Here is a 13,649-nt window from a genome sequence, read left to right as displayed (position 1 = left end):
ATGGCTTTGCCTGAATTGCTCACTACTGCGCCGTTATGTGGACCTGCTGCGGGGTATACCGCGTTCAGGAGGTGGCAGAAATGGTTGCATTGGTGCTCGTCTTACTGGTAGCCCTGATTCTGTTCGGGGCCGGGTTCGCACTGAAGGCGCTCTGGTGGGTTGCGATCGCTTTACTGGTGGTCTGGGCTCTGGGCTTCGTATTCCGCGGAGCGGAATCCGGTAACCGCTGGTACAGATGGTGAATTGACGGCGAAGAAAACGCCGAGAACGGTGGTCCCGCTCATGTGATGAGCGGGACCACCGTCATGCGTGTGATTCATTGCGCCAATTGCGCGGTCAAGCCTTCTTTTGGGCGGAGGTCCGGGCCGGATTGGCTTGCTGAGCTGCTTTGGGATCGCGTTCGTCTTGTTTGGCGCGGACGCCCGCTTCGACTCGATCGCCCAGGTCCTTGTCGACATTGCGCCAGTATTCGAACGCCCGTGCCAGTACCGGCTCGGTCACACCGTTGAGCAGGTGGCCGACGATATTGTCGACCAGCCGTCCCCGCGCGGCGTCGTCGAGGACTTCGCGGACCATGGTTCCTGCCTGGCCCCAGTCGTCATCGTCCTTGCGGGGGGTGTAGGCCAGCCGCACCATTTCACCATCGGTATGCCAGCCCACGGGCGCACCGGAGACCGTGGGATCGGCGTGCGGTCCGCCCTTGGAATTGGGCACGTATACCGGATCGCCCGGGTTGTGGTGGCGCATCGCGCCGTCCTTGGTGTAGGACCGCACTTCGGTGGCGTGCGGTGAATTCACCGGCAGCTCTTTGTAATTCGAGCCGATACGGTGACGATGTGCGTCCGGATAGGAGAACCAGCGCCCGAGCAGCATCTTGTCCGGACTCGGGCCGGTGCCGGGAACCGCGTTGCTGGGCTCGAACGCGGCCTGTTCGATTTCGGTGTGGTAGTCGGAAGGGTTGCGGTTCAACGTCATTCGGCCGACCTCGATGAGCGGATAGTCGCCATGCGGCCAGACCTTGGTGAGATCGAACGGATTGAACCGGTAGGTCTTCGCGTCCTCGAACGGCATGATCTGCATATGCAGGGTCCAACTCGGGAAGTCGCCGCCCTCGATCGCCTCCCACAGATCCCGGGTGTGGTAGTCGGTATCCATGGACGCCATTTGATCGCCCTCGTCCTGGGTGAAGAACTCGATGCCCTGATCGGTCTTGAAGTGATACTTCACCCAGAACCGCTCGGCCGCGGCATTGACCCACATGTACGTATGACTGGAGTAACCGTTCATATGACGCCACGAACGCGGGATGCCGCGATCACCCATCAACCAGGTCACCTGGTGCGCCGATTCGGGTGACAGCGTCCAGAAATCCCACTGCATATCGTGGTCGCGAAGATTGTTGTCCGCACGGCGCTTCTGTGAACGGATGAAGTCCTGGAATTTCATGGGATCGCGCACGAAGAACACGGGGGTGTTATTGCCCACCATGTCGAAATTTCCCTGTTCGGTATAGAACTTGAGTGCGAATCCGCGCGGGTCCCGCCAGGTGTCCGGACTACCGCGCTCACCGGCGACGGTGGAAAAACGGGCCAGGACCTCGGTTTTGCTGCCCGGCTGGAAGACCGCGGCCTTGGTATAGGCGCTGACATCGTGCGTGACCTCGAAGGTGCCGAACGCGCCGCCGCCTTTGGCGTGCGGTTGCCGTTCGGGTACTCGCTCGCGATTGAACGCGGCCATCTTCTCGATGAGATAGGCGTCATGGAGCAGGATCGGACCATCGGGGCCGATGGTGAGGGAATGTTCGTCGCTGGGAACGGGGATACCGGCGTCGTCGGTGGTGTAATTCGGACCCGTCATTGCACTCCTCCTCTGCGTAACCTGGTGCGGCTCTTACAATTCGGTCAGACGGTCGTTCCACCCTTCCTGACTGTCCTATCGGGCGCTTACCCGGAGTGTCGCCGCCGAAACGGCCCTCGGCCTCGGCGCGGCCGTGCTGCATCTGATCGAAATCTCAGTTTTGCCCGATCTTCGTAGGATATCGCTCGCGGGGAAGGGAACGGTCGGCAGTGGCAGCGGCCGGGATGCGCGTGTTTGTTTCGAGCCGGAGTGCTCCGCGCGGTATGCAGGGTGCGGGTGGGTTGAGTCGTGGAGGGATGCGCGTTAATGTGTGCGTATTGCGACTAGCTGTTCGCATAGCGCACACATTGCTGATAGGGAGTGGGTATGGCCAGGATTCTTTCCTTGGCTGCTGCGGTGTCCGAGCTCATCGGCGACGGGGATACCGTTGCGTTGGAAGGGTTTACGCATCTGATTCCGGTTGCGGCGGGGCAGGAGATCATTCGGCAGCGGCGGCGTGAGCTGACCTTGGTGCGGATGACGCCGGACATCGTCTATGACCAGATGATCGGGGCGGGCTGTGCTCGCAAGCTGGTGTTCTCGTGGGGTGGCAATCCGGGCGTCGGCTCACTGCATCGCTTCCGGGACGCGGTGCAGCATTCTTGGCCGGTTCCGCTCGTGATCGAGGAGCATAGCCATGCCGGGATGGCCAACCGGTATGTGGCCGGTGCGTCCGGGCTGCCGTTCGCGGTACTGCGCGGCTACGCGGGCACCGATCTGCCCGGGGTCACCGACACCATCAAAGCCATCACCTGCCCGTTCACCGGCGAGCAACTCGCCGCGGTGCCCGCCTTGAATCCGGACGTGACCGTCATTCACGCGCAACGTGCCGATCGGCACGGGAACGTTCAACTGTGGGGTTTGCTCGGGGTGCAGAAGGAGGCGGTGCTCGCCGCGCGGCGGAGCCTGGTCACCGTCGAGGAGATCGTCGAGGAGCTCACCCCGATGCCCGGTGCGATCGTGCTGCCCGCCTGGGTGGTGGATGCCGTGGCCGAGGTGCCGGGCGGCGCGCACCCGTCGTACGCCCAGGGGTACAGCGACCGGGACAACGCGTACTACGCGGCGTGGGATGCCATCGCCCGGGACCGCGGGGAGTTCACCGCCTGGGTCGATCGGCACGTGCACGAGACGAGCGGGAGCAGGGCATGACCATCACCGAAACACCTTCGGCGACAAACGATTCCGAGTACAGCGCGGACGAGATGATGACCGTCGCCGCCGCGCGAGCCCTCCGCGACGGCACCCGCTGTTTCGTGGGCATCGGCCGCCCCTCCACCGCGGCCAATCTTGCCCGCGTCACCCACGCCCCGAAGCTGGTCCTGATCTACGAGTCGGGCACGCTCGGCTCCAAACCGGGTCGACTCCCCGCCTCGATCGGCGACGGGGTGCTCGCCGAGACGGCCGATGCGGTGGTCAGCGTGCCGGAGGTGTTCAACTATTGGCTGCAACCGGGGCGCATCGACGTCGGCTTCCTCGGTGCCGCGCAGCTGGACCGATTCGGCAATATCAATACCACCGTCATCGGCGGAGATTACGCCGATCCGCAGGTGCGGTTGCCCGGGGCGGGTGGCGCGCCCGAGATCGCCGCGTCGTGCGGCGAGGTGTACGTGGTCATGCGTCAGTCTCGGCGATCCTTCGTCGACCGGGTCGATTTCATCACCTCGTTCGGACACGGAAGCGGACAAGGGGAGCGGGCACGGCTCGGAATGCGCGGTGCGGGACCGACTTTGGTGATCACCGACCTCGGTGTCATGCGCCCGGACGCCACCGGCGAACTGGTGCTCACGGCAGTGCATCCCGGCGTAACCGTCGCCGAGGTGCGCGCCGCGACCGGATGGGAACTGCGGATCGCCCCCGCCCTCGCGATCACCGATCCGCCCACGGCGCAAGAGCTTTCGACGCTGCGGGCGCTCGAGGCCGCCTCATGAGCACCGTCCCCGCGAAGGACCACCGGGCAATGGCGGCGATGGCGGGCTACCGGCCGGACCCCACGGGCACTCATCCATCACTGGACTTCCCCGACTACCGGTCGACCGCACTGCGTCATCCCAAACAGCCGTTGGTGCTGCTGCCGCAGACGCTGACCGAGATCACCGGTCCGGTGCTGGGCAGCGACCTGGTCCGTCCGGGCGATCACGACCTGACCTTCCAGCATCGCGATGACCCGATCGGTCAGAAGATCCTGGTCTTCGGCCGACTGCTGGACGGCGACGGCCGCCCGATTCCGAACTCGCTCATCGAGATCTGGCAGGCCAATGCCGCCGGGCGCTATCGCCATCTCGGTGATCGCTGGGACGCTCCGCTGGACCCGAACTTCGACGGCGTCGGGCGCACCCTCACCGACGCGCACGGCCGCTACGAATTCGTCACCGTCAAACCCGGCGCGTACCCGTGGGGTAATCACCACAATGCCTGGCGGCCCGCCCATATCCACTTCTCGGTATTCGGCCGCGCCTTCACCCAGCGGCTGGTCACCCAGATGTACTTTCCGGACGATCCGCTGTTCTTGCAGGATCCCATCTACAACGCCACCCCCGAAGCCGCACGGCCCCGGCTGATTTCGACGTTCAGTCTGGAACGCAGCAGGCCGAACTGGGCGCTGGCTTTCGAGTTCGACATCGTCGTGCGCGGCCGCCACGCCACCCCGTTCGAGGAACCCCATGATGACTGAGGCGCTGCCGAGTACACCCTCGCAGACCGTCGGCCCGTACCTGCATATCGGCTTGGACTGGGGCCGCGACGGCAGCCTGGTGGTGCCCGAGGGAACCCCCGGCGCGTTCTGGATCCGGGGCGCGGTGCTGGACGGCGCCGGGCAGCCGATGCCCGATGCCCTGATCGAGACCTGGCAGGCCGATCCGGCGGGGCGGTTCGACCATCCACATGAGATGCGGGGCCGGGCACACGGCTGGAAAGGGTTCGGGCGCAGCGATACTCGACTCGGCGAATTCGCCATCTATACGGTGCTCCCCGGGACTGTGCCCGCGCGGGACGGTCGTCCCCAGGCTCCGCACATCGATGTCTCGGTGTTCGCGCGCGGCCTGCTGCATCGCCTGGTGACTCGGATCTATTTCCCGGGAAATTCGCGGATCAACGCCGCTGATCCGGTGATCGGCAGTGTTCCGCCACCTCGGCGCTCGACGCTGGTGGCGCAATCCGCACCGGACGGTTACCGCTTCGACATCCGCGTCCAAGGCGCCGACGAGACGGTGTTCTTCGATGTGTAGAACCGTGTTCGAGGAGGCGTCGAGCGATGTCTGACGGATTGTTCGACGGCGTACTCGCCGCCGGGCCGGTTGCCGAGGCGGTCGGCGATCGAGCCTGGGTGCAGGGCATGCTCGATTTCGAGGCGGCGCTCGCGTGTGCGTCCGGGACGGCGGGCGTGATTCCGCGCCGAGCCGCCGACGCGATCGTAAGCCGTTGTGACGCGGCGCTTTACGATGTCGCCGAGCTCGGGCGGGAGGCCGTCGCCATCGGCAATCCCGCGGGTCCGCTGGTGCGCGCGCTCACCGCGCGGGTCGCACCGGAGGCCGCGGGCTACGTTCATCTCGGGGCCACCAGTCAGGATGCCCTGGACTCGGCCGCCATGCTGGTGACAGCGCGAGCCCTGGACCTGCTCATCGTGGATCTGACCGTCTGCGCGCAGCGGCTCGCGCAGCTCGCCGAGACCCATGCGGGCACCCTCCAGGTCGGCCGCAGCCTGCTGCAGCAGGGCCCGCCGGTGACCTTCGGACTCACCGCGGCCGGATGGCTCGGCGGCGTCGCGGCGGCACTGGATCGTCTGAGCGAGGTGCGCGCGCACCGATTGGCCGCGCAGTTCGGCGGTGCGGTCGGCACCCTGGCGGGCCTGGGCGACAAGGGAATCGAGGTCCGCGCCGACCTCGCGCGGCGACTGGGGCTGGCCGATCCGGCGATGCCGTGGCATACCGAACGCGGTCGGATCACCGAGATCGCCGGCGCGCTCGGCCAGACCTGCGGGGCGATCGGCAAGATCGCCCGCGATATCGCCCTGCTGGCGCAGACCGAAGTCGCCGAGGTCGGTGAGCAGGGGCCGCCCGGGACCGGCGGTTCATCGACCATGCCGCACAAGCGAAATCCGGTCGCGGCGGTACTCGCCGCGGGCTCGGCCGCCGCCGGTCCCGGTCTGGTCTCGACTCTGCTGACCGCGGCGGTCCAGGAGCAGCAACGGGCCGTAGGGGCCTGGCACGCGGAATGGCGGCCCTATACAGAGCTGTTGCGCACCACCGGCTCCGCCGTGCACTGGCTGCGCACGAGCCTCGATCGACTGCGGATCGATACGGTTCGAATGCGCGCCAATCTGGATCGCACAGGTCCGGTCCTGTTGGCGGAGAACGTCGCGATCGCCCTGGTCGACGCCTCCGACGGCGCGGTCGGCCGCCAGCGGGCTGCCGATGCCATCGCCGCTCATGCCGCGCCGGGGGCCGATGCCGATTTCATCGAGCGGCTGGCTTCCGATCCGCTGATCAATCCGTTCCTGGATCGCGACCGGATCGCGGCACTGCTCGACCCCGCACGGTATCTGGGGTCCGCCCGGCAGTTCGTCGATCGAGCGCTGAGCGAGTGGAAAGACCGTGCCCGGGTGGCGGTTTCGGTGAATTACGTCCTGGATGGCCCCGAAGACGGTGAGCCGGTGGTCTTGAGCGGCTCCATCGGCAGCGATCTGCGTATGTGGGAGCCGCAGGCCGCGGCGCTGGCGGCCGCGGGCTATCGGGTGCTGCGTTATGACCATCGGGGGCACGGAGATTCGCCCGTGCCACCGGGTCCGTACCGTATGGCCGATCTCGGGGCGGATGCACTCGCTCTGCTCGGACGGCTCGGCATCGAGGACGCGCACTGGGTCGGTCTGTCACTGGGCGGCATGGTCGGGGCATGGCTGGGTGAGTATGCGCCGCAACGCATTCGAAGTCTCACCCTGTGCTGTACCTCGGTCGAGCTCCCGGCCGCGGCCTGGTCCGAGCGAGCGGCGGCGGTGCGGGCCGCAGGCGCCGCGGTCATCGCGGAGGTATCTGTGGCGCGCTGGTTCACCCTCGAATGGCGTGCGGCGCACCCCGAACGGGTGCGGTACTTCGCGGACATGATCGCCGGTCAAGCAGCGGAAGGCTACGCATCATGTTGCGAGGCGATCCAAACCATGGACATCGCCGGTGATTTGGGGCGGATCACGGCCCCCACGCTGGTGATCTCGGGCGCGGATGACCCCGCCACTCCGCCCGAGCACGGCCACCGCATTGCCACGGCCATCCCGCGGGCCCGACACGAAATCGTCGGTCCGGGAGCGCATTTGGCCAATGTCGAATCCCCGCAGCGGGTCAGCGAGCTGATTCTTGCCCATCTGAAGGAGAATTCGTGAACAACCGCGCCGATGACGGTATGCGAGTCCGCCGGGAGGTGCTTGGCGACGCCCACGTCGACGGAGCCGTGAGTCGAACCACCGACTTCACCAGGCCCTTCCAGGAGTACATCACCGAATCGGTGTGGGGAGCGATCTGGACCCGCCCGGGACTGGATCGGCGCACCCGCAGCTGCGTTACCCTGGCCGTGCTCACCGCCCTCGGGCGGCACGAGGAGATCGCGATGCATGTGCGCGCCGCACTCGGCAACGGCCTCACCCCGGCCGAGATCGCCGAGGTGCTGCTGCACACCGGGGCGTACGCGGGAGTGCCGGCGGCGAACGCCGCGTTCGCGATCGGGCAGCGGGTATTGGCCGAGGAAGGATGCGAATGACCACCGATGAGCTCGACGGTCCGGTCGACTCGGCCGGTCGCGGTGCGCACCATGTGCAGTCGCTCGAGCGAGGGCTCGCTGTCATCAAGGCGTTCGGCGCGCGGACACCCGAGCTCACGCTCTCCGACGTCGCCCGTGCCACCGGTCTCACGCGGGCGGCCGCGCGGCGATTTCTGCTCACCCTGGTCGATCTCGGCTACGTCCGCACCGACGGCAAACGATTCTCGTTGACCGCGAAGGTGCTGGAACTGGGCTATTCGTACCTCTCCGGCATGACGCTGCCGGAGGTGGCGCTGCCGCACCTGGAGGAACTCTCCGCGCGGATGCGGGAATCGACCTCGGTCTCGGTCCTGGACGGCCCGGATGTGGTGTACATAGCGCGCGTCGCGGCGTCCCGGATCATGACCGTCAGCATCAATATCGGTACGCGATTCCCGGCCTACGCCACGTCGATGGGCCATGTGCTGCTGGCGGGCCTCTCGGCCCGGGAACTCGACGACTATCTGACCGAGACATCGCTGCGACGATTCACCCCGAATACCCTCACGGATGAGTCCGAACTGCGCGCTGAGCTGGAAGCTGTTCGGGCACAGGGATATTCAATCGTCGATCAGGAGCTGGAGGAGGGGCTGCGCTCGGCCGCGGCGCCCGTGCGCGACAGCTCCGGCCGAGTCGTCGCCGCGGTGAACATCTCCACCCATGCCACCCGTCGCAGCCTGGAGGATATTCGCACCGATCTGCTTCCGCTCCTGCATACCGCGGCGCGGGCCATCGAAGCCGATTTGACCGTGGCCCAGCCGACTACCCGCCTGGGCTGATTCGCGATGGCAAGATCCGCCAGCGGTGAATCCGTGCTCTCCCGGGTGGTTCGCATCTACGAGGCGTTCGGTTCGGATGAGCCCGCCCTCACCATGTCGGAACTGGCGCGGCGCAGCGACCTGCCGTTGGCGACGGCCTCGCGATTGGTGCACGAGCTGATCGGCTACGGGTGGCTGCGCCGAACCCCGGACCGCCGCATCCGGGTCGGTGTTCGGTTGTGGGAATTGACCGCACGCGCCGCCCCAACCCTCGGATTACGCGCCGCCGCAATGCCTTTCATGACCGATTTGCACGCGGTTGTCGGCCAGCATGTGCAGTTGGGTGTGCTCCAGGATCGCGACGTGCTCTATATCGAGCGGCTTTCCGCGCCGGGCGCGGTGCCGAATCAGAGCCACCTCGCCGGAAGATTGCCGCTGCATGCCGCAGCGCCGGGGCTGGTATTGCTCGCCCATGCCCCGGGCGAACTACAGCGGGCCGTCCTGTGCGGGCCGTTGCGTGCGCTCACCCCGCACACCCTGACCGAACCCGCCGCGCTGCGGGCGGCCCTGTGCGAGGTTCGGCGAACCGGGGTGGCGTTCTGCGCCGGTCACGTCAATGAACCGGCCGCCGCGATCGCGGTGCCACTGCGGGCCGGTGGCGGTCGGATCGTCGCGGCGCTGTCGCTGATCGTGCCGAACGACGAGTCCGCCCGCACGTACGTTCCGGCGGTGCGCGCGGCCGGGCACGGGATATCGCGTGCTCTGGGCTTCGCCCCGAGTGCGGATTCGGCTCTCATTCAATAGGAATCGCCTGTCGCCTCGGGTGTGATCGGCGCAATGCTGGGATCGCCTCACCACGGCGGTGGGGTGCGCGGTGAAGCTCGTCGCGCGGTCGATTTCGCTGAGAGGTTCGCGCGATGCGCACACGGGTCGGAATCATCGGTGCGGGACCCGCGGGTCTGCTGCTCGCACAGCTGCTGGATCGCTCGGGTATCGAATCGGTGCTGATCGAGCGGCAGAGCGCCGAGCATGTGGCGGGTCGTATCCGCGCCGGAATTCTCGAATCGACCACGGTCGATGTGCTGCGCGCGGCCGGTGTGGGAGATCGACTGGCGCACACGGCGATCGAGCACCGCGGCATCTATCTGCAATGGCCCGGCACGCGCCATCAGGTGGACTTCGCCGACCTCATCGGGCGTTCGGTGTGGGTGTACGGGCAGACCGAGGTCACCGCCGATCTGATGGCGGCGCGTGCGGCGGCCGGTCAGCGGATCCACTACAAAGTCACCGATGTCGGTGTCCACGAGGTGGATTCGGATCGACCACACATCACCTTCCGTGACGAGCACGGCGTGGCGCGCCGCATCGACGCCGATGTCATCGTCGGCTGCGACGGCTTCCACGGCCCGAGCAGACAGGCGATCCCCGCCTCGGTGCGCCGGACATGGGAAAGGACATACCCTTTCGCTTGGCTGGGGGTACTCGCCGAGGTCGCCCCGTCGACCGACGAACTCATCTACGCCTGGCACGAGGACGGCTTCGCCCTGCACAGCATGCGATCACCCGCGGTGAGCCGCTTCTACCTCCAGGTCCGCCCCGAGGAAGATATCGCCGAATGGAGTGACGACCGCATCTGGGCCGCGCTCGCCGAACGCCTGCACATCGACGGCTGGACACTGCGCACCGGGACGATCACCGAGAAGAGCGTCCTGCCCATGCGCAGCCACGTCACCGCACCCATGCGCCACGGTCGCCTGTTCCTCGCCGGCGATGCCGCCCACATCGTGCCGCCCACCGGTGCCAAGGGACTCAATCTGGCGGTGGCCGATGTCGCTGTCCTGGCCGAGGCACTCACCGCCTGGCTCGGCGCCGGTGACGAACGCGCCGCGGCCGCCTACTCCGCCACCGCCCTGCGCCGAGTCTGGCGCGCGACCCACTTCTCCTGGTGGATGACCACCATGCTGCACCGCCACGGCGATGATTTCGACGGTGAACTGCAACTCGCGCAGCTTCGCCGCATAGCCCAATCGACCCATGCGGCAACCGAACTCGCCGAGAACTACACGGGCACCTCGATCGAAACGGCCTGACGCGGACTGCCGCTGCGGCATGAACCGACCTCGCGGGCAGTATCGAGGTCGCTGAACGGTGTCCGGACCCTCCCAGTTCTCCCGGGCGTAGGCTCACGGGCATGTGCCGCAACATTCACACCCTGCACAATTTCGAGCCGCCGGCCACCGCGGACGAGGTACACACGGCAGCCCTGCAATACGTCCGCAAGATCAGCGGAACCACCAAACCCTCCCAGGCCAACCAGGCCGCCTTCGACCTCGCGATCGAAGAGATCGCCGCCGCGACCGGCAAACTCCTCGCGGGACTCACCACCAACGCCCCGCCCAAGGACCGCGCCGTCGAGGCCGCCAAAGCCAAGGCCCGCGCTGCCGTTCGCTACACCCCACGGACGTAAACCCCCTTCCGGCCTCGGCCGGAAGGGGGTTTACGCGTCCCAGGTGCTCTTCGAGCAGCGGGATCAGTAGTAGTGGCGGCGTCCGCCGACCGCGCGTCCTGTGGCGCCGAGCAGCATCAGGGCCAGGCCGACGACAAGCGCGATGATGCCGAGCGTTGTCAGGATCGGGATGCCGAGCAGGATTCCGGCCAGTAGGAGGATGATTCCGAGCGCGATCATGTGGGTTCCTTTGAACTGATTGCAATGACAGGACCGCTGTTCCCCGAATGCAACCGTTGAAACATCGGGCAAGCGACGAGGATTCGGGTTCGACCGCCCGACCTGGTCAGCGCCCCGCCGTGGCCGTCCACCAATCCGATCGCGGGTCCGCTCCGATACCCTCCCTGGCCGTTCCGAACGGGACGGTCGGACAGCGCCGAGCTCGAGCCGCCGTCGGCATGCGGTTCGCTCCCGGCACCGCGCCCTCCGGCATTCGCCGTGAGCTGACGAGAGGGATTCCCGGCCTTGAGAACATATCGATCGACACGGATGGCGGTGGCGCGCTGGGCGTGCACCGGGGGACTGGTGATCGCCGGGCTGGCGGGTGCGGTGTACCCGGCAGTCGCGGCGCCCGCCGAGTCCCGCATCGTCTCGGTGGCGGATGTGGGCGACCGGCAGCAGACCGTGATGGTGTTCTCGCCCGCCATGGACCGGGCGATTCCGATACAGGTCCTTCGGGCGGCCGATACGACGCGGCCGCGGCCGATCATGTACCTGCTCAACGGCTCCGGTGGCGGACCGAACAACAGCGGGTGGGACGCGCAGACCGATACGGTGGATTTCCTCCGCGGCAAGGATCTCAATGTCGTGACCCCCGTCGGTGGCAGCAATTCCTATTACACGGATTGGCTCCGCGATGACGCGGTCCTCGGGCGGAACAAGTGGCAGACCTTTCTCGATGACGAGTTGCCGCCGGTCATCGAGAAGTACTTGGGCGCCAATGGAAATCGCACACTGGTCGGGGTGTCGATGAGCGGCACCTCGGCGCTGAACCTCGCGATCGCCAAACCCGGCTTCTGGAACAGCGTGGCGTCCTACAGTGGTTGCCCGCAGACCTCGGATGCCGTCGGCCATGAATTCGTGCGGCTCACGGTCGAGAACTGGGGCGGCGGACAGAGTGTCGCGAATATGTGGGGTCCGGCCGATGGGCCGCTGTGGCGCGCGAATGATCCGCTCGTGAACGCCGACCGATTGCGCGGGACCGCCGTGTATTTGAGTGCCGGCAGCGGCATTCCGGCCGCGCCGTACGACACACCCGCCGATCCGCGGGTGCTGGACGGCCGCATCCCACTACCCGTGCAGATTGGATTCGGCGGACCGATCGAAGCGGCTATCCACTACTGCACCGTGAATATGGCAAATCGGTTGCACGAGTTGAATATTCCGGTCACCTTCGATGATCGTCCGGTGGGTACGCATTCCTGGGGCTACTGGGAGGAGGAGATGCGGCGCGCCTGGCCTTTCCTGGCGCAGACGATCGGCAGCGAAGTCCGCTAGCGAAGAGCGGGTGCGCCATCGGACGGTTTGTCTCGCCGCGCCCGGGTACGCCCATAGCGTGCGACTGTTCGGTCTGGTTGTCAGCAGACCCCAGTTCGCGCCCGAGTACGCGGCGGGCGCACCGTCACCGGTGACGGCATTTCGAGGACGAGTGACGCGCCCGCGGCGTTTTCACCGCGGGAATCCGACGGGGGGCCGTGCCGCGAGTGAGGGTGAGCGCGCACGGCCACCGCCGCGGTCCATGCATACGACTGAATCGGAAAGAGATGTCACCTCCCTTCGAGATCACCTGTGTATCCGCGCGGATGCGGTGCGGGTGGTCCCCGCTGCCTAGGCCCTCGCGGGGCAGGTCGGCGCCCGCTTCGCGAGGATTTCGGCGCGATCGGGATCCGCGTGTGGCCCGGATGCGGGCCGGGATCCGGGATCGCGGCGCTTCGCGTGCCCCGCGCCCGCGCCGGGGCTTCGCACAGAATCCGCTCCACCTCGTCGAATAACGGCGCCAGGTCCGGATCCAGCAGCAACAGGGCGGTATCGAGTTCGTCGATCGGGGAGATACGGGTATCGGGCGCGATCATCGTCGACCTCCGGCGTGAAATCCGCGCGCGGCGCGGGGTTCTCAGGCGTTGATGGCGCGATGCCGGTCGCTGTGCTCGATTTCGATCTTGCGGGGTTTGGCTTGTTCGGCGACCGGAATCGACAGGCGCAGTACGCCATCGGTGTAATCGGCGCGAATGTGGTCGGTGTCCAGGCCGTCACCCAGGAACAGTTGCCGGCTGAACATCCCGCGGGCGCGTTCCGCGGCGAGCATGGCTCGACCGGGATCGAGTTCCGCGCGCTCGGCGCGCACGGTCACCACATTGCGTTCGATATCCAGATCCAGGGACTTGGTGTCGATCCCGGGTAGATCCAGTTCGACCACGAACTCATCGCCGTCCCGCCACGCGTCCATCGGCATCACCGCCGGGTGGGCGGCGGTGCCGAGCATCTGCTGCGCCAACCTGTCCAAATCGCGGAACGGATCGCTACGCATCAGCATGGTCGCCACCTCCACTTCCTTCAATCTTTCCTTCGACCGATCAGATAATCTGTCATACCTGACATAGATTTGTTTTAGCACCGGGTGAAGATCAGTGCAAGAGTCCGAGCTCGAGAAATTTCGGGTTCTGATTCGATCCGGCCAACGGGACCCAGGCTCGCGATCGGCGTGCACC

The 13,649-nt window shown here is 66.7% G+C and carries 14 protein-coding genes; 11 read left to right on the top strand and 3 right to left on the bottom strand.

The genetic code is table 11. The annotated features are described in order from the left end of the window. Window positions 1-336: 336 nt before the first annotated feature. Window positions 337-1,857 (bottom strand): catalase, encoded by a 1,521-nt coding sequence (locus NA10_RS14075; protein ID WP_067568186.1) that lies wholly within the window; start codon window positions 1,855-1,857, stop codon window positions 337-339. Window positions 1,858-2,223: 366 nt separating this feature from the next. Between NA10_RS14075 and NA10_RS14070 the strand changes: the two genes are divergently transcribed. The 10 genes from NA10_RS14070 (at window position 2,224) to NA10_RS14025 (ending at window position 10,902) form a co-directional block, all read left to right on the top strand. Further along, entirely contained in the window at window positions 2,224-3,045 is an 822-nt protein-coding gene (locus NA10_RS14070) for a CoA transferase subunit A (protein ID WP_067568184.1), read from the top strand. Further along, window positions 3,042-3,824: a CoA-transferase subunit beta gene (locus NA10_RS14065; RefSeq protein WP_067568182.1), complete on the top strand. Its 783-nt coding sequence runs from the start codon at window positions 3,042-3,044 to the stop codon at window positions 3,822-3,824. Before NA10_RS14070 ends, NA10_RS14065 begins: the two co-directional genes overlap by 4 nt. Window positions 3,825-3,853: 29 nt before the next feature. Further along, window positions 3,854-4,567 carry a protocatechuate 3,4-dioxygenase subunit beta gene (pcaH, locus tag NA10_RS14060; RefSeq protein WP_067568354.1) on the top strand — a complete coding sequence of 238 codons (714 nt, stop codon included), beginning with the start codon at window positions 3,854-3,856 and terminating at the stop codon, window positions 4,565-4,567. Beyond that, on the top strand, window positions 4,560-5,120 hold the full coding sequence (pcaG, locus tag NA10_RS14055; protein ID WP_067568180.1) for a protocatechuate 3,4-dioxygenase subunit alpha: 561 nt from the start codon (window positions 4,560-4,562) through the stop codon (window positions 5,118-5,120). The genes pcaH and pcaG overlap by 8 nt, the downstream gene beginning before the upstream one ends. Before the next feature lie 26 nt (window positions 5,121-5,146). Next, window positions 5,147-7,264, top strand: a complete 2,118-nt coding sequence (gene pcaB, locus NA10_RS39355; protein WP_067568178.1) for a 3-carboxy-cis,cis-muconate cycloisomerase — start codon at window positions 5,147-5,149, stop codon at window positions 7,262-7,264. Next, window positions 7,261-7,638, top strand: a complete 378-nt coding sequence (gene pcaC, locus NA10_RS14045; RefSeq protein WP_084514638.1) for a 4-carboxymuconolactone decarboxylase — start codon at window positions 7,261-7,263, stop codon at window positions 7,636-7,638. Before pcaB ends, pcaC begins: the two co-directional genes overlap by 4 nt. Further along, window positions 7,635-8,456 (top strand): IclR family transcriptional regulator domain-containing protein, encoded by an 822-nt coding sequence (locus NA10_RS14040; RefSeq protein WP_157556497.1) that lies wholly within the window; start codon window positions 7,635-7,637, stop codon window positions 8,454-8,456. The genes pcaC and NA10_RS14040 overlap by 4 nt, the downstream gene beginning before the upstream one ends. Before the next feature lie 6 nt (window positions 8,457-8,462). Then, entirely contained in the window at window positions 8,463-9,239 is a 777-nt protein-coding gene (locus tag NA10_RS14035; RefSeq protein ID WP_067568174.1) for an IclR family transcriptional regulator, read from the top strand. 113 nt (window positions 9,240-9,352) lie between these two features. Next, window positions 9,353-10,525 (top strand): 4-hydroxybenzoate 3-monooxygenase, encoded by a 1,173-nt coding sequence (locus tag NA10_RS14030; protein ID WP_067568172.1) that lies wholly within the window; start codon window positions 9,353-9,355, stop codon window positions 10,523-10,525. 101 nt (window positions 10,526-10,626) lie between these two features. Next, complete coding sequence (locus NA10_RS14025) at window positions 10,627-10,902, top strand: DUF2277 domain-containing protein (RefSeq protein WP_067568170.1); 276 nt, start codon at window positions 10,627-10,629, stop codon at window positions 10,900-10,902. A gap of 63 nt (window positions 10,903-10,965) precedes the next feature. Here the strand turns inward: NA10_RS14025 and NA10_RS37550 are convergent, their stop codons facing one another. Next, window positions 10,966-11,121, bottom strand: a complete 156-nt coding sequence (locus NA10_RS37550) for a DUF6131 family protein (protein ID WP_169812577.1) — start codon at window positions 11,119-11,121, stop codon at window positions 10,966-10,968. 309 nt (window positions 11,122-11,430) lie between these two features. Between NA10_RS37550 and NA10_RS14020 the strand changes: the two genes are divergently transcribed. After that, entirely contained in the window at window positions 11,431-12,438 is a 1,008-nt protein-coding gene (locus NA10_RS14020) for an alpha/beta hydrolase (protein ID WP_067568168.1), read from the top strand. Between the two features lie 616 nt (window positions 12,439-13,054). Here the strand turns inward: NA10_RS14020 and NA10_RS14015 are convergent. Continuing rightward, window positions 13,055-13,489 carry an Hsp20/alpha crystallin family protein gene (locus tag NA10_RS14015; RefSeq protein WP_174562514.1) on the bottom strand — a complete coding sequence of 145 codons (435 nt, stop codon included), beginning with the start codon at window positions 13,487-13,489 and terminating at the stop codon, window positions 13,055-13,057. Window positions 13,490-13,649: the final 160 nt, after the last annotated feature.

This window comes from Nocardia acidivorans NBRC 108247 (assembly GCF_001625085.1).
Classification (GTDB): domain Bacteria; phylum Actinomycetota; class Actinomycetes; order Mycobacteriales; family Mycobacteriaceae; genus Nocardia; species Nocardia acidivorans.
This window is presented reverse-complemented; position numbering and strand designations above follow the sequence as displayed.